The organism is Simplicispira sp. 125 (genome assembly GCF_003096555.1).
Lineage (GTDB): Bacteria > Pseudomonadota > Gammaproteobacteria > Burkholderiales > Burkholderiaceae_C > Simplicispira.
In genome coordinates, this window is the sequence record NZ_QEKM01000001.1 from 814,820 (window position 1) to 830,997 (window position 16,178).

Here is a 16,178-nt window from a genome sequence, read left to right on the forward strand (position 1 = left end):
GGCGCTCAGATGCGCTCGAAGATTGCCGCAATACCCTGGCCGCCGCCAATGCACATGGTCACCAGCGCGTAGCGGCCCTGGATGCGCTGCAGTTCGTGAATAGCCTTGACGGTGATGAGAGCACCGGTGGCGCCGATGGGGTGGCCCAGCGAAATACCCGAGCCGTTGGGGTTGACCTTGGCTGGGTCCAGTCCCAGGTCGCGCGTCACGGCGCAGGCCTGGGCGGCAAAGGCCTCGTTGGCTTCGATCACATCCAGGTCGTTCACCGTCAGGCCCGCTTTCTTGAGTGCCAGCTGTGTGGCGGGCACTGGGCCAATGCCCATGTACTTGGGGTCTACGCCGGCGTGGGCATAGGCCACGAGGCGCGCCAGGGGCTTGGCGCCACGCGCTTTGGCGGTATCGGCATCCATCAGCACCACGGCGGCAGCGGCGTCGTTGATGCCCGAGGCGTTGCCAGCGGTCACCGTGCCGTTTTCCTTGAGGAAAACAGGCTTGAGCTTGGCCAGGTCTTCCATGGTGGCGCCGGGGCGGAAATGCTCGTCGGTGGCGTACTGCACGTCACCTTTTCTGCTCTTCAGGGTGACGGGCACGATCTGGTCTTTGAACAGACCGTTTTGTGTGGCGCGCTCGGCGCGGTTGTGGCTCTCCACGGCCAAACGGTCCTGGTCTTCGCGGGTGATGCCCCATTTTGCGGCGATGTTCTCGGCTGTGACCCCCATGTGGATGTTATGGAACGGGTCGTGCAGCGCGCCCATCATCATGTCCACCATCTTGGTGTCGCCCATGCGGGCGCCCCAGCGCATGTTCAGGCTGGCAAAGGGTACGCGGCTCATGTTCTCGGCGCCGCCGCCAATGGCTACATCGGCATCGCCCAGTTGGATGCTTTGTGCAGCCGACACGATGGCTTGCAGGCCCGAACCGCACAGGCGGTTGACGTTGAACGCAGGCGTGCCTTCGCCACAGCCGCCGTTGATGGCTGCCACGCGCGAGAGGTACATGTCCTTGGGCTCGGTGTTGACCACATGGCCAAACACCACATGCCCCACATCCTTGCCTTCCACGCTGGCGCGCGCCAGTGATTCACGCACGACAAGTGCGCCCAGTTCGGTGGGGGCTACGTCTTTAAGGCTGCCACCAAAGGTTCCAATGGCGGTGCGCACGGCACTGACGACGACGACTTCACGGGTCATGGTTCAATCCTTTTAAGGTAAAAAATGGGTCTAACGCAATATGGGTAAGCGCAAGTAGCTATCAAAAACAAAGTGATTGCGGCTCAGGCGTCCCGCACATCAGCGACGGGTTGGGTGCCGAAGTCGGGCCGATTGAGCCAGCCCAGAACCCGGGTGGCCGCATCGTGCGCGCTGCTGAGCATGCCGCTGCGCTGGAGCTGTGCGAAGTTCTGCACATCCGGAAAAGCATCCGGGTGGGCCGAGCGCAGTTGCACCTGCATGTCTGTGTCGATCACGCCGGGCGCCAGAGAGCAAACACGGGCGCCGTGGGGTTTGCGTTCTTCGTCCAGCGCCATGCAGCGCGTGAAATGGTCCATACCAGCCTTGGCCGCGCAGTAGGCCGCTTGCGACGCCATGGGGCGGCGGCCCAGGCCTGAGGAAATGTTCAGCACCTTGCGGGGCAGGTTCCAGTCGTCCGTGGCACCCAGGAATGCTGCGCACAGCAACATGGGGGCCTCGAGCCCCACGCGCAATGCCACGGCCAAGTCGCCCGGAACGCTGGCCGAAAGAGGGGCAATAGGCGGTATCACGCCCGCGTTGTTGATGAGGGTGGCGCTGGCAAAACGGTCTGCGGTGGCTGTCTGCAACCAGTCGCGCAGCTGTTGTGCGGCCGGTTCGGCATGGGTCAGATCCAGCTCCCATTGCAGGAGCGTGGCGCCTTTGGCGGCGGCTTCACGGGCTAAAACGGGATTGGCGGTGCGCGAGATGCACAGTAGCGTGTTCCCGGGTTGCAGCAACTGGTGCGCCATGGCCAAACCCATGCCGCGCGAGGCTCCCGTCAGGATGGTGAGGTGTTGAGACATGACCCTATGGTACCCCTCTTGCCGCGCAACGCGCTGCGCTGCGCCACGGCCCTTCAGTGGTGGCGCACGGGGAAAACGCCGGTGCTTTCAGCGCCTGCACAGGAACCGGATGGCACCCGTATCAGAACGGCGCAGACGATGCAAACTCCATCCACTGGCCTGTGCCGGGGTGTTCGAAGGCGAGCCATGTCGCATGCAGCAGCAAACGGGGTGACCTGGCGCAGACGGCAGGGTCTGCATACAGAGCATCGCCCAAGATGGCATGGCCGACAGCAGCCAGGTGCACGCGCAACTGGTGTGTGCGGCCGGTCACGGGTTCCAGCGCAATGCGCGAGGTGTCAGCCACCGCATCGTGCGCCATAACTTGCCAGCGGGTTTGGCTGGGCTTGCCGGTGGTGGAGTCGATGACCCGCAGCGGGCGGCGTTCCCAGTCTGCGGCAATGGGAAGATCAATGCTGCCCCAGGCACCGTCTGGCAAAGCCTCCATGCGGCCCGCCACGACGGCCTGGTAGCGCTTGTGCACCTGGCGCAACTCGAACGCCCGGCTCAGACGCCGCTGTGCCTCGGGGCTGCGGGCCATCAGCACCAGGCCCGACGTGGCCTGGTCGAGGCGGTGCACGATGAGTGCCTCCGGCCATGTCTGCTGAACACGGCGGCTCAGGCAGTCCTGCTTGTCCGGGCCACGCCCGGGCACACACAGCAGGCCTGCTGGTTTGTCCAGAACGAGAATCTCTGCATCGGCATGCATGCAGACCACCTCGCCCGCAGTCAGCGGCAGGCCCTCAGGCGTCGCCATTGACCAGCCGGTCTACGGTGTCGCAGAGCTCCTGCACGTCGTTGGGCTTGTGGATCAGGGCGCGGGCGCCTGCGGCCAGCGCGCTGTGTTCGATCTCGGCGGTGACATGGCCCGAAGCCAGTGCCACCGGCAGGTCCGCGCGGATCTCGCGCACCTCGCGCAGCAGATCCACACCCGAATAGCCAGGCATGTTGTAGTCGGTGACCAGCAGATCGAACTTCTGCGGGGCGGCGCGCAAGGCTGCAGCGGCTTCGCGGGGGTCCGTGAAACCGCTGACTTCGTAACCGCGCCGCCGCAGCAGGCGCTGCACCAGAAAAACCAGTGCCTGATCGTCGTCCACGTACATCACATGGCGGCTGCGCTGCGGCATGGCGGATGCGGTGATGTTTGTGGTGACGGGCGGCGTTGCCGGTTCGGTGCCGGCATGCGTCTGCGCCGAGGGCATGGCCGCCGGAAAGTACAGGGTGAAAAGGGTGCCCTTGCCCGGTGTGCTTTGCACATCGACCGCTCCGGCATGGTTGCCCATCACCCCATGCACGACGGACAGGCCCAGCCCCGTCCCTTGGCCGACAGGTTTGGTCGTGAAGAAGGGTTCAAAAACCCGCTCAATCGTGGAGGCATCCATCCCCGGGCCGTTGTCGCGCACGGTGATGGCCACATAGTCGCCGGGCGCCACACCGAGCCGTTCACACAGGCGTTGGTCTGGACGGGCAGGGGTAGCGGCTACCTGCACGATGCCCCGGTTCGTGCCCAGTGCGTGGATGGCGTTGGTGCACAGGTTGAGCAAGGCCTGCTCTACCTGGGTCGGATCGGCCAGCACCGGGGGCATGTCCCTCGGTAGATCCATGTGCAACTCGACCGTGGGGGGCAAGGTGACGCGCAGCAGGCGCTCGGTGTCATGCATGGCCTCAGCCAGCGCGACGGCTGTGCGCCGGGGCGGTTCGTTGCGGCTGAAGGTCAGGATTTGCCGCACCAGGTCGCGCGCGCGGCGGCCGGCTTTTTCGATCTCGATCAGGCTCTCGAGCACTGGAGACTGGCTTCCGCAGTCGGCCTTGGCCAGTTCCACGTTGCCCAGGATGGCGCCCAGGATGTTGTTGAAGTCGTGCGCAATGCCTCCGGCCATGGTGCCGATGGCTTGCATTTTGTGCGACTCGCGCAGTTGGGCTTCCAGCTCGGTGCGGTGCGCCTCGGCCTTCTTGCGGCCGGTAAGGTCGCGCGCAAAGACCGTGGTGGTTTCTCCTTCGGCATGGCGCTCGAAGGACACGCTCACCTCGACCGCCAATTCGCGGCCGGCCGCCGTGCGTGCGGTCATCTCGCCCAGCAGGGCCTGGGTGGCCAGTTGGGCAAACCCCAGGGCCTGCACCGCGTCGGGCAGAAATCGGCCCAGTGGGCTACCCAGCGCGTCGCTCGTACTGCACTGGAACAGCGCCGCTGCCGTGGGGTTGAAAACGGTGATGCGCTGGTGCTGGTCCACGCAGATGATGGCGTCCAGGGCAGAGTTGATGACGGCTTCCAGGCGCTTTTCGCTGGCGTGCAGCTGCTCGTTGCGTTCTTGCAAGGCCTGGCGCTCGGCCAGCAGTGGGCTTTGATCGATCACGGCGCACAAAAACTGGTGCACTGGTGCGTCGCTTTCCTGGGCCACTTCGATGCAGGCAATGTGCAGGTCGCCCGTAATGTGCCCTTCGCTACCGATCAAAAAAACGATCTCGGTCACCTCGCTGTGGCCTTGGTGGCGTGCGGTGTGAAAGGCGTCCTGGACCCGGCTGCTATCGCGGGCATGCAGGAATGGCATGAGTGCCGTGAGCGGGCGATCTTGCTCGGTGGGCTGGAACGAACGGTGTGCCATGGCATTGGCCTGGACCACCACGTCATATTCGTCCAGCACCATGAGCGCCAGCGGTACGCTGGAAAACAAGGCTTCGAAGCGCTCGGATGCGCTCTCGGCGGCAGCCTGGCTGTACTGCAGAACCTTGTTTTGCGCTTCCAGCTCTGCCTGGTAGGCACGCAGCTCGGCGATCAGCCCGGGCAGGGCCTCCTGGGGCTGCAATGCGATCCTTTCATCGGGCGCGCTGGGCTCTGGCAAGGGGGTATCACCCGGACCGTCGCGCGGGGACTGGGCGTGCAGCAGAAAGGACAGGTCAGGAAGGCTCATGGGCGAAGGGGCTCCGGCCTCGGTAGATGTCCCCGCGCAGCGAGGCCGCGGCCTGTGCAGGCGAGTGTACGCCCGCGCAGGCCTGCAAGTGCAAGGATCAGCGGCGCACGGAAACCAGCTCGACCTCGAAGTTGAGCGTGGTGTTGGGCGGAATCACGCCGCCCGCACCGCGCTCGCCGTAGGCAATGGCGGGTGGGCAGGTCAGCTTGGCCTTGCCGCCGGGTTTCATGCGCTGCACGCCTTCGGTCCAGCAGGGGATGACGCGGTTGAGCGGGAACTCAGTGGGTTCGCCGCGCTTGTACGAACTGTCGAACTCCTTGCCGTCCAGGAACGTGCCTTTGTAGTGCACCTTGACGGTGTCCGTGGCCTTGGGCGAATCGCCCGTGCCTTCCTTGAGCGATTCATAAACCAGGCCGCTGGCCGTGGTGGTGGGCTTGGCTTGTGCCATGGCGGCGGGGGCGATGGCCAGCGAGACGAGCAGGGCGAAAAGAACGCGCATGAAGGGAAGCTCCAGAGGAAAACAAAGGCCCGATGGTAGGCTGTTTGAGGCGAGGGGTGGGGTTGTGCCGCTGGTGCGCTAAAAGGACAGAAGAAGCAGATGCTACGAAAAAAATAGCTTCTTGCGCTTGCGGAGTAAGCGCTAGAGCCAGAAAACACACTAAGTCAGCACGGCAAACCTCAGCGGTTAACGAATGAAAGGGACTTCCCCGTCCCGAGTGATCCGCGCAGTTGCGGGGTACGGCATCAAAGTGCCACGATGGGAAGTGCAACCTCTCATCAACTCACTCGTTTTTGTGGAAGGGGAAGTCCATGTCTGCCATTGTCACCATTGGAATCGATCTCGCCAAGAACGTCTTTGCTGTTCACGGCGTGGATGCCACAGGCAAGAGCGCGCTGGTGCGCCCCAGCGTGCCGCGCGGCAAGTTGCTCGAACTCATTGCCGCGCTGCCGCCTTGCCTCATCGGCGTGGAAGCGTGCTCCGGCACCCACCACTGGGCGCGCGAGTTATGCCTCAGTTACATTTTCTCTGGCATGGCGGACGAATGATGGCTTGTAATTAACCACTGTGTCCCGTCCCAACGATATGTGTAGCTGTAGCGGCCACTGACGATTGCTCCCGTTTTGGCGAAAGTGAATGTATAGAGCCCAGCATCAACGGCGGAGTTACACCCTATCTCGATACTGCGCAATTCAATCTTTCCGGAAGGGCGGTTTTCTAGAAAGTGGTGGAAATAGTCCTCTTTCTCTGCAGGGGTAAGGCGCGGCTTGTTTGATACTGTGGGAAGGAGAATTGATCGTACTGCGTAGTTGGCGACTACCTTATGAGGATCGCCAGTTTGCAGCGACTGATTCCAACGATCAAACAGTTCTGCAATCTCTTGCTCTGAGGTGGCTTTGCAACTCTCTGTGCGCGATGCCTGTGTATTGCTTGGTGTACCTTGGTTAATAGCACATCCGGCAAGCGCGACGTTTAAAACAATAATGCTAATCATCTTCATGGAACAACTCCTTCGAATGGGGTGGGTGGAAGAAAATGCGGCATAACGAAAATAATTAAGCAATGTGGCGCGAGGCGCAACGTTGCTTCAATGACGGGTTCTGCGACGTTGGGGCGGGGCGCCCAAAAAATCTGTTTTTTTATAAGCAGACGATGTGAACCACTGGCCCAAACAATGCCTGATTCTCATGCTGCGCTGTAAAGATGCGTCCACATAAGCTCGCTTATGTCGCGCACTTGAAAGTGCAGCACACGCTATCAGTTTTTTCTTGCTTTATAAATACCCGTTGTTTGTGTTATCGGTCGCATCTATTTAATTATGTGGCGCAGCTCTAATGTCGAAGAACTAGATTTAGACGACAAGCATGGTAGCCCGATCAGTCCGCCAAGACAACCACCGGAACAGAAGTCTCGCGTAAACCCCGGCATCCGAAAAATTAGGCAACCCTAAAATTTCGCGGATTACAGAGCGCCCCGCTGAATCCTCACAGCCCACCAGCGACCCCGCCGCGCCCCGACCGCCCAAGCTGCTGGAACGTATGCGCATTCACCTGCGCACGCGGCATTACAGCATTCGCACCGAAGAGGCGTATATCGATTGGGCACGGCGTTTTATCGTGTTTCACGGCAAGCGCCACCCGCAAGAGATGGGTGCGGCTGAGGTGGAGGTATTTTTGAGTCATTTGGCGGTGGAGCGCAATGTTTCTGCTTCCACCCAAAACCAGGCCAAGGCGGCGTTGCTGTATTTGTACAAGCAGGTGCTGAAGACGGATTTGCCCTGGCTCAATGAGGTGGTTCAAGCCAAAACACCCAAGCGTCTACCAGTGGTGCTGACGCCCACAGAGGTGCGCACGCTATTGCTGCACATGGATGGCAGCACGGGCCTGATTGCGCAGTTGCTCTATGGCACGGGCATGCGCCTGTTGGAGGCGCTGCGCGTTCGCGTGAAGGATGTGGAGTTTGCCCGCCGCGAAATCGTGGTGCGCGAGGGCAAGGGCAACAAAGATCGGGTGACGGTGCTGCCGGAGAACTTGATTGCGCCTTTGCATGCGCAATTGCAAAAGGCCCGCGCGCTGCACGAAAAGGATCTGGCCGCTGGTTTTGGCTGTGTGTATCTGCCGCATGCGCTGGCCGTCAAATACCCCCAGGCCGACCAAAGCTGGGCCTGACAGTGGGTGTTTCCGTCGCCGGTGCGCTCCACCGATCCGCGCCCCGATGCCTGCACGGGCGAGCTGCTGGAGCGGCGCCACCATGTGTACCTCGAATCGGTGCAGCGCGCTGTGCGCGAGGCGGCGCGGCGTACGCAGATCGCCAAGCCGGTGTCTCCCCATGTGCTGCGGCATTCGTTTGCCACGCATTTGCTTCAGGCGGCTACGACATTCGCACCGTGCAAGAGCTGCTGGGCCATGCCGATGTGAGCACCACCATGATTTACACGCATGTGCTGAACAAGGGCGGGCGCGGCATTTTGAGCCCGCTGGACGCCTTGTAGGGCACAAAACAAAGGCCCGGTGACGGGCCTTTGTTTCAGAGGGCTGCACCATCACAGCGCTGCATCAGCAGGCTTTACGCGTAGTCGCTTACCGGGATGCAGCTGCAGCTCAGGTTGCGGTCACCCCACACGTTATCCACCCGGCCCACCGGCGACCAGTATTTGTTGCTGCGCAGGGCGGCCACGGGGTAGGCGGCGGTCTCGCGGGCATAAGGGCGGTTCCATTCGGCACCCAGCAGGCTTTCAGCGGTGTGCGGCGCGTTCTTGAGCGGGTTGTTGTCCTGCGGCCAGGCACCTGATTCGATCTGCCGGATTTCATTGCGGATGGCGATCATCGCGTCGATGAAACGGTCGATCTCGAATAGATTTTCGCTCTCAGTGGGTTCCACCATCAGTGTGTTGGGCACCGGGAAGCTCAGCGTGGGCGCATGGAAGCCGTAGTCAATCAGGCGCTTGGCCACGTCTTCGGCCATCACGCCGCTGGTGTCCTTGAGCTGGCGCAGGTCCAGGATGCACTCGTGCGCCACATGGCCGTTTTCGCTCGCGTAGAGCGTGGGGTAGTGGTCCTTCAGGCGTGCGCTGATGTAGTTGGCAGAGAGGATGGCCGCTTCGGTCGCTGCCTGCAGGCCTTCGGCCCCCATCATGCGGATGTACATCCAGCTAATGGGTAGAACAGCGGCATTGCCCAGCGGGGCTGCGGATACAGCGCCCACGCCACCCGCCAAACCCGCCGTGGCATGGCCGGGCAGGTAAGGCACCAGGTCTTGCACCACGCACACCGGGCCTACGCCGGGGCCGCCGCCGCCGTGCGGGATGCAGAAGGTCTTGTGCAGGTTCAGGTGGCTCACGTCACCCCCAAATTCGCCGGGGGCGGCCACGCCAACCAATGCATTCATGTTGGCGCCGTCTACGTAGACGCGGCCACCATGCTGGTGCACCAGTTCGCACAGTTCTTTGACCTGCGTTTCAAACACGCCGTGCGTGCTGGGGTAGGTGATCATCATGCAGGCCAGCTGCGCGCTGTACTGCTCGCATTTGGCCTGGAGATCGGCCATGTCCACGTTGCCGTTGTCGTCGCACTTGGTCACCACCACTTGCATACCCACCATCTGCGCACTGGCGGGGTTGGTGCCGTGCGCGCTGCTGGGGATCAGGCAGATGTTGCGATCGTTGTGGCCCTGGGCTGCATGCCAGGCCTTGATGGCCAGCAGCCCTGCGTATTCACCTTGACTGCCCGCATTGGGCTGCAGGCTCACGCCGGCATAGCCTGTGGCCTGGCACAGCCAGGCGCTCAGCTGCTCGTCCAGAAGGCGGTAGCCCTCCAGCTGGTGGGCCGGTGCGAAGGGGTGCACGTTGGCAAACTCGGGCCAGGTGATCGGAATCATCTCGCTGGTGGCGTTGAGCTTCATCGTGCAGCTGCCCAGCGGGATCATGCAGCGGTCCAGCGCCAGGTCCTTGTCGGACAGCTGGCGGATATAGCGCAGCATGGCCGTCTCAGAGTGGTGCGTGTTGAACACCGGGTGCGTGAGGTAGGGGCTGGTGCGGCGCAGCGCGCTGGGGATCAGCGACTCCACGCCCTGTTCAAAGGCGTCGAAGCTGGGCAGTGCCTGGCCGTCTTTGGCGAAAATCTTCCACAGCAGCGCGATGTCTTCGCGCGTGGTGGTTTCGTCCAGCGAGATGCACAGGTAATTTTCGAAGTAAATGCGCAGGTTAACGCCCATCTGTACTGCGCGAGCAGCTATTGTTTTGGTAGCGCCATCGGTTTTCAGGCTGACGGTATCAAACGTGGCCTGTGCCCGCACTGGGGCGCCCAATTGCTCCAGGCCCTTGGTCAGGATGGCGGTGTAGCTGGCGACCCGTTGCGCGATGCGGCGCAGGCCTTGCGGGCCGTGGTACACGGCGTACATGCTGGCGATTACTGCAGGCAGTACTTGCGCGGTGCAGATGTTGCTGGTGGCTTTTTCGCGGCGAATGTGCTGCTCGCGGGTCTGCAGTGCCAGGCGGTAGGCCGGCTTGCCATGGACGTCCACGCTGACGCCCACCAGGCGACCGGGCATGGAGCGTTTGAAGTCGTCGCGGCAGGCCATGTAGGCTGCGTGCGGGCCGCCCGCACCCATGGGCATGCCAAAGCGTTGTGTGGTGCCCACCACAATGTCGGCGCCCCACTCACCGGGCGGGGTGATGAGCGTGAGGGCCAGCAGGTCGGCGGCGGCAATGAAGGCGGCCTGTTTGCCGTGGGCCTTTTCCACGTCGGCGCGCAAGTTGTCGATGCGGCCGCTGGTGGCGGGGTACTGGGCTAGCACGGCGAAGTACTCGCCTTCCAGGGCGGCGTTCCATTCCTCCAGCGAGTTGGCCAGCACCACCTCAATGCCCATGGGGGCGGCACGGGTCTGGATGACCTCAATGGTTTGTGGATGGGCATCGCCCGCCACGATGAAACGGTGGCTTTTGCTTTTGACCGAGCGCTTGGCCAGCGTCATGGCCTCGGCGGCGGCCGTGGCTTCGTCGAGCATGGAAGCGTTGGCAATGGGCATGCCGGTAAGGTCGCACACCATGGTCTGGAAGTTGACCAAGGCTTCCATGCGGCCCTGCGAAATTTCGGCCTGGTAGGGCGTGTAGGCCGTGTACCAGGCGGGGTTCTCCAGGATGTTGCGCAAGATCACGCCGGGCGTGTGCGTACCGTAGTAGCCCTGGCCGATGAAACTTTTGAGGACCTGGTTGCGTGATGCAATCGCCTTGAGCTCGGCCAGCGCCGCAGCTTCCGATGCCGGGGGCGGCACATCCATGGCGCGGCTGCGCGCGATGGAGCGCGGCACGATGGAGTCGATGAGGGCGCGGCGCGAGGCCTCGCCGATCACCGACAGCATGTGCGCTTCATCGGCCGCATCGATGCCAATGTGGCGGGGCAGAAACTCGGTGGTGTTTTCGAGTGCGGACAAGGGCAGGGCGGCAGGCATCTGCATGGCGGGAACCAGTCTGAAAGGCTATTAAAAAGAGAGCATCTTGCGCTTGTTTCTAAAAGAATTCAGGCACTTTATATTTTGAAAGTGCCTGAATTCAAGCGCGAACTGCTATGGTTTTTGTTGTCGTGACGCTCAGGCGCTGGCGGCAAAGCTCGAATAGGCGGTCTCGTCCATCAGGGTGTCGAGCTGCGACGGGTCCGACAGCTTGACCTTGAAGAACCAGCCAGCGCCCAGCGGGTCGGTGTTGGCCAACGAGGGGTCGGCGCGCAGGGCCTCGTTCACTTCCACCACTTCGCCCGCGACGGGAATGTAGATGTCGGCAGCGGCCTTGACGGACTCGACCACACCGGCCACGTCACCCTGGGCAAAGCTGGCGCCCACGGCGGGCAGATCGACGAAAACAACGTCACCCAGGGCATCCTGGGCGTGCACGGTGATGCCCACCACGGCGGCGTTGGTGTCGGCAATGTTGATCCACTCGTGGTCTTTGGAAAATTTGACGGTCATGGGATGTCTCCTGGAAAGATGATGGAAAGGGGAATGTAGCCGCTGCTTATTCCATTTCTAAATCAAACGATGACTTTGTCGGCTTCGCGTATTCGATTGATTGAAAAACGGAATGACCTGGTGGTCAGCCGCGGTAATAGCGTGTGGGAACGAAAGGTGTGGTGCTGACCTTCATGGGCACGGGCTTGCCGCGCACCATGGCAAAAATCTCGGTTCCTGTCGCGGTGTAGTCCGGGCCGACGTAAGCGATGGCTATGGGTTGATTGAGCGAAGGACTCAGCAGCCCACTGGTCACCTGGCCGATCTCCTGGCCGTCCATGTTTTCCAGTACGGCGGGCTCGCGCACTGGCACGCGCTCAGTAGCGACCAGGCCGACGCGCTTGCGCGTGAGGCTGGCGGGGTTGTCCAGTTGCGCCAGCACCTTGTCGGCACCCGGGAAGCCCCCGGCGCGTGCGCCGCCGGTGCGCCGCACTTTTTGTATGGCCCAGTTCAAGCCTGCTTCCACGGGGGTGGTGGTGGTGTCCATGTCGTTGCCATACAGGCACAGCCCCGCCTCCAGGCGCAGCGAGTTGCGTGCGCCCAGGCCAATGGGCTTGACCTCGGGTTGCGCCAGCAGGGCGCGGGCCAGGGTTTCAGCCTGCGTGGCGGGCACGGAGATTTCAAAGCCGTCCTCGCCGGTGTAGCCGCTGCGGGTGACAAAGCAGGTGCAGCCTGCAATGGTGAAGTTGCCCCCCGTCATGAACACCAGTTGCTCCACGCCGGGTGCCAGGCGGGCCAATGCCGTGGCGGCCTGCGGGCCTTGCAGGGCGAGCAGGGCGTGGTCGGGCATGGGGACCACCTGGCAGCGCATGCCGATGCGTTCCTGGAGGTGGGCAATGTCGCCCACCTTGCAGGCGCCGTTGACGATGACGAAGATCTCGCCATTGCCTTTGTTGAAGAACATCAGGTCGTCGATGATGCCGCCCTCGTCATTGAGCAGCAGGCCGTAGCGCTGTTTGCCCACGGGCAGGTCGATCACGTCCACCGGCATCAGGGTCTCGAATGCGGCAGCGGCATCGCGCCCCACCAGGTGCAGCTGGCCCATGTGCGACACATCGAACAGGCCCGCGGCCTGGCGGGTGTGCAGATGCTCGGCCATCAGGCCTGCGGGGTATTGCACGGGCATGGAATAACCGGCAAACGGCACCATGCGGGCGCCCAGTTCGATGTGCAGTGCGTTGAGCGGCGTGGTGAGCAGGGGGGCGGTGGCAGACATGGCGGACTCCGGGGCAAATAGGGGCCACAGCCCATGGGGCTGCGGGATTTGCCTGCTGTCCGCTTTACCTGAGAGATTCGCCGCAACGCCCTGGCTGGCCGTGCGGTTTGCTCCTTCGGTGGATGGCCTGCACCTGGGGCGCGGACATCTCTCTCCAGCTAGGGTACGCCGGCATCGTTGCGGGCGTTTGTCAGTCCTTTTGCCTGAGCGTTCGGCGGGGGCCTGCGCCTTCGGCGGCGCCGCTCGTGCTTCGTGGTGAAGTGCGGGGCGCTCTCTCCTGACCGGGCGAATTCTACCTATTTTGCATAGACGATATCGCGCAAACTCAGCGAAATCGACGGAAAGTACGTGATGAGCAGCAGGCAGCCCAGGATCACCAGCACGAACGGCAGCAGGCTCCCGACGATGCGGTCCAGCGAGATGCGTGCCACGGTGCATGCAGCAAACAGGTTCACGCCAAAGGGCGGCGTAACCATGCCCAGCGCCAGGTTCACCACCATGATCAGGCCGAAATGCACCGGGTCCACACCAAAATGCTGGGCCACGGGCGCCAGGATGGGCGCCAGCACAATGATGGCTGCGCTGGTCTCGATAAACATGCCGATGAAGAACAGCGCCGCGTTCACGCCCAGCAGAAACAGCGCAGGTGACTGCAGCACCGCTTCGAGCCAATGACCAATGGCGTCGGGGACGCCCGCGCGGGTGATGAGAAAGGCAAACAGGCCCGCGTTGGCGATGATGAACATGATCACCGAAGACGAAATGACCGAACGCCGCAGCACGGCCGCCAGGCTTTTGATGCCGATTTCCCGGTAAATCAACACCCCCACCACCAGCGCATAGAACACCGCCACGGCCGAGGCCTCGGTGGGCGTGAAAACGCCGCCGTAGATGCCGCCCAGGATGATGACGGGCATGAAGAGTGCCCAGCCCGCCTGCAGCGTGGCGCGGCCCAGCGGCATGCGGCCTTCGCCATCGTTCTTGCCCCAGCCCTTCCACTTGCAATACGCCCAGACGAACAGCATCAGCGCGCCGCTGATCAAGAGGCCTGGGCCAAAACCGGCGATGAACAGCTCGCCGATCGACACCTCGGCGCTCACGCCGTACAGGATGAGCGGAATCGACGGCGGGATGATCACGCCCAGCTCGGCGCTGGTGGCCTGCAGGGCGGCGGCATAGCTGGTCGGGTAGCCGTGCTTGATGAGCGCCGGGATCAGGATGGCTCCAATGGCAAAGGTGGTGGCCACCGACGAGCCCGAAACGGCGGCAAAAATCATGCACGTGAGCACGCAGGTCATGGGCAAGCCGCCTTGCACACCGCCGACCAGGCTTTTGGCAAACTCGACCAGTCGGCGTGAGATGCCGCCTGCTTCCATCAGGTTACCGGCCAGGATGAAAAACGGAATGGCCGCCAACGGAAACTTGTTGATGGCGCCAAACATCTCCTTGACGGAGATGAGCATGTGGGCGTTGGACGCCTGGATGCCGAGGATGGATGCCAGTCCAATCGACACCGCAACGGAGATGGTGAGCGCAAAGCACAGCACCATGGTGGAGATCATGACAACGCTCATTGCGCGGTCTCCAATTCCATGCGGCGCGGGTCGATCAGGTTGCCCACAATGCCCAGGGCGCTGAATACGCCACCCACCGGGAGTGCCACATAGGCCCAGAACATCGACAGCGACTCCAGGCCCGCCATGGTCTGCACGCGGCCGCGCAATGCGTAGTCCCAGCCCCACCACACGATGATGGCAATGAGCATGAGCGCTGCCAGCGCCACCACACCATCGAGCACACGGCGCAGGCGCGGCGGGCTCCAGCGGTAAAGCACATCCACACTCACCATGGCTCCTTGGCGGAAGGCCGTGGGGATGGCCAGAAACACCATCCAGATCAGGCTGAAGCGGATCAGTACCTCGGTCCACTCGGCCGGCTGCTCCAGCACGAAGCGCATGATGATCTGGAACATGCCCAGCGCAGCCGCCAGGACCAGCATGGCGCAGGCACACCACAGGGAAAGGGCACTGGTCCAGCGCTCAAAGGTCAGGAAGGCGGTTTTCATGGGGCGCAGTCGCCAGGTTCGCAGTCGGTGTCGTGATTTCAAATGAAAACGCCCGTTATCTTAATAGATACGGGCGCTAATTGCTACAATAAATGTAGCTAAATCACTTGTAGTTGCGGATTTTGTCCAGGTTGGCCTTGCCGAACTGCTTTTCAAACTCGGCGTTCACGGGCGCCAGTGCAGCGACAAACTTGGCTTTGTCGATGTTGTCGATCACGGTCATGCCCTTGGCGCGCAGATCGGCCACGCCCTTGGAATCGTCCTCGTCCACGCGCGCGCGGTTCGCTTTCGTGCCTTCCTTGGCTGCATCGAGGAAGGCCTGCTTGTCGGCCGCCGAGAGCTTGTCGAATGACGCCTTGTTCATCAGGAAGATGCAGGGCGAATACACGTGCCCGGTCAGCGTGAGGTGCTTTTGTACCTGGTCGAACTTGGCCGAGATGATGACCGGCAGTGGGTTCTCTTGCCCATCGACCGTGCCCTGCTGCAGCGCGGTGAACACTTCCGGGAAGGCCATGGGGGTGGTGATGATGCCAAAACCCTTGTAGGCGGCGATGTGCACCGGGTTCTCCATGGTGCGCATCTTCAGGCCCTTGAGGTCTTCGGGCGTGTTCACATCACGCTTGCTGTTGGTCATGTGGCGGAAACCGTTTTCCGCCCAGGCCAGCGCCTTGAAGCCCTTGGCGTCGAACTTGGTCAGCATTTCCTGGCCGATGGGGCCGTCAAGCACGGCGCGTGCGTGCGCCTTGTCGCGGAACAGGAAGGGCACGTCGAGGATTTTGGCCTCCGGCACGAAGTTGGGCACCGGGCCGGTGGAGCTGAAAGCCAGCTCCTGCGTGCCCAACTGCACCGCCTCGATCGACTCGCGCTCGCCGCCCAGGGCGCCGTTGTAGAAGGTCTGTACCTTGTAGCGACCGCCGGTGCGTTTTTCCACTTCCTTGGCAAAGACGTCGATGGCGACACCCTGGTGCGAGTTCTGCGCGGTCGAGATACTGATGCGCATGGTGGTCTGCGCGGCAGCGGCGGCCACAAAGCCGAGCGCAAGGCTCAGGCCGACGACGAGTTTGGTCAGTTGCATGGTGTCTCCTGTGGATGGTGGGCGATCGCTTGGGGTCAGAGGGGCGAATGCGCTCCTGCTTCTCGCAAATTATGGTGCTGCAGCATCGCGGCGGGCATCGGGGTTTATGCGGTAAGCGTGCTTATTAACTTGCAGAAACCTGTCTGCAAGGCGCAGGGTTCTTGGCTGCGCGCCCGGCCCCGAAATGCCAAGGGCCCCGTGCTGGCGATAACCAGCCGGGGCCTTGTCAGTTCGTGCACTCCGGTAAGAGCGCCTTGATGTAAGAAGTATGCGCCGTGGGGCGAAGATGAATTTGCTGAAATCGGGCCATTCGCGCATATTTGCAGAATATTTTTCTGCAAAT

General features: G+C 62.4%; 12 protein-coding genes, 2 pseudogenes and 2 riboswitches. Of the genes and pseudogenes, 2 read left to right on the forward strand and 12 right to left on the reverse strand.

Annotation, left to right across the window (positions count from 1 at the left end; translation table 11 throughout):
* Nucleotides 1–5: 5 nt before the first annotated feature.
* From bktB to C8D04_RS03800, 5 genes are all read right to left on the reverse strand, one after another.
* Nucleotides 6–1,190 carry a beta-ketothiolase BktB gene (gene bktB / locus C8D04_RS03780; protein ID WP_116003660.1) on the reverse strand — a complete coding sequence of 395 codons (1,185 nt, stop codon included), beginning with the start codon at nt 1,188–1,190 and terminating at the stop codon, nt 6–8.
* 83 nt (nt 1,191–1,273) lie between these two features.
* Nucleotides 1,274–2,032, reverse strand: a complete 759-nt coding sequence (locus C8D04_RS03785; protein WP_116003661.1) for an SDR family NAD(P)-dependent oxidoreductase — start codon at nt 2,030–2,032, stop codon at nt 1,274–1,276.
* Nucleotides 2,033–2,153: 121 nt separating this feature from the next.
* On the reverse strand, nt 2,154–2,828 hold the full coding sequence (locus C8D04_RS03790) for an RluA family pseudouridine synthase (protein ID WP_116003662.1): 675 nt from the start codon (nt 2,826–2,828) through the stop codon (nt 2,154–2,156).
* Nucleotides 2,815–4,980, reverse strand: coding sequence for a PAS domain-containing sensor histidine kinase (locus tag C8D04_RS03795; protein ID WP_116003663.1), 2,166 nt, complete (start codon nt 4,978–4,980; stop codon nt 2,815–2,817). Before C8D04_RS03795 ends, C8D04_RS03790 begins: the two co-directional genes overlap by 14 nt.
* Nucleotides 4,981–5,077: 97 nt before the next feature.
* On the reverse strand, nt 5,078–5,479 hold the full coding sequence (locus C8D04_RS03800) for an FKBP-type peptidyl-prolyl cis-trans isomerase (RefSeq protein WP_116003664.1): 402 nt from the start codon (nt 5,477–5,479) through the stop codon (nt 5,078–5,080).
* Between the two features lie 311 nt (nt 5,480–5,790).
* On the opposite strand from C8D04_RS03800, the pseudogene C8D04_RS03805 reads away from it, so the two are divergent.
* Nucleotides 5,791–5,985: pseudogene (locus C8D04_RS03805) on the forward strand (IS110 family transposase); the annotation flags it as partial.
* 11 nt (nt 5,986–5,996) lie between these two features.
* Here C8D04_RS03805 and C8D04_RS03810 read toward each other — a convergent pair.
* The gene (locus C8D04_RS03810; RefSeq protein ID WP_116003665.1) at nt 5,997–6,479 is read right to left on the reverse strand and encodes a nuclear transport factor 2 family protein; all 483 of its coding nucleotides are present in this window, start codon (nt 6,477–6,479) and stop codon (nt 5,997–5,999) included.
* A 538-nt stretch (nt 6,480–7,017) separates the two neighbouring features.
* On the opposite strand from C8D04_RS03810, the pseudogene C8D04_RS03815 reads away from it, so the two are divergent.
* Nucleotides 7,018–7,970, forward strand: a pseudogene (locus C8D04_RS03815) (integron integrase).
* A gap of 74 nt (nt 7,971–8,044) precedes the next feature.
* Here C8D04_RS03815 and gcvP read toward each other — a convergent pair.
* The 6 genes from gcvP to C8D04_RS03845 form a co-directional block, all read right to left on the reverse strand.
* On the reverse strand, nt 8,045–10,933 hold the full coding sequence (gene gcvP, locus C8D04_RS03820; protein ID WP_116003666.1) for an aminomethyl-transferring glycine dehydrogenase: 2,889 nt from the start codon (nt 10,931–10,933) through the stop codon (nt 8,045–8,047).
* A 132-nt stretch (nt 10,934–11,065) separates the two neighbouring features.
* Nucleotides 11,066–11,440 (reverse strand): glycine cleavage system protein GcvH, encoded by a 375-nt coding sequence (gene gcvH / locus C8D04_RS03825; protein WP_116003667.1) that lies wholly within the window; start codon nt 11,438–11,440, stop codon nt 11,066–11,068.
* Nucleotides 11,441–11,564: 124 nt separating this feature from the next.
* Nucleotides 11,565–12,695, reverse strand: a complete 1,131-nt coding sequence (gene gcvT, locus C8D04_RS03830) for a glycine cleavage system aminomethyltransferase GcvT (protein ID WP_116003668.1) — start codon at nt 12,693–12,695, stop codon at nt 11,565–11,567.
* Between the two features lie 46 nt (nt 12,696–12,741).
* A riboswitch (glycine riboswitch) is annotated at nt 12,742–12,863 on the reverse strand.
* 17 nt (nt 12,864–12,880) lie between these two features.
* Nucleotides 12,881–12,985: riboswitch (glycine riboswitch) on the reverse strand.
* 6 nt (nt 12,986–12,991) lie between these two features.
* Nucleotides 12,992–14,269 carry a TRAP transporter large permease gene (locus tag C8D04_RS03835; protein ID WP_116003669.1) on the reverse strand — a complete coding sequence of 426 codons (1,278 nt, stop codon included), beginning with the start codon at nt 14,267–14,269 and terminating at the stop codon, nt 12,992–12,994.
* Entirely contained in the window at nt 14,266–14,760 is a 495-nt protein-coding gene (locus C8D04_RS03840) for a TRAP transporter small permease (protein ID WP_116003670.1), read from the reverse strand. The genes C8D04_RS03835 and C8D04_RS03840 overlap by 4 nt, the downstream gene beginning before the upstream one ends.
* A 103-nt stretch (nt 14,761–14,863) precedes the next feature.
* Nucleotides 14,864–15,835 carry a TRAP transporter substrate-binding protein gene (locus C8D04_RS03845; protein WP_116003671.1) on the reverse strand — a complete coding sequence of 324 codons (972 nt, stop codon included), beginning with the start codon at nt 15,833–15,835 and terminating at the stop codon, nt 14,864–14,866.
* Nucleotides 15,836–16,178: the final 343 nt, after the last annotated feature.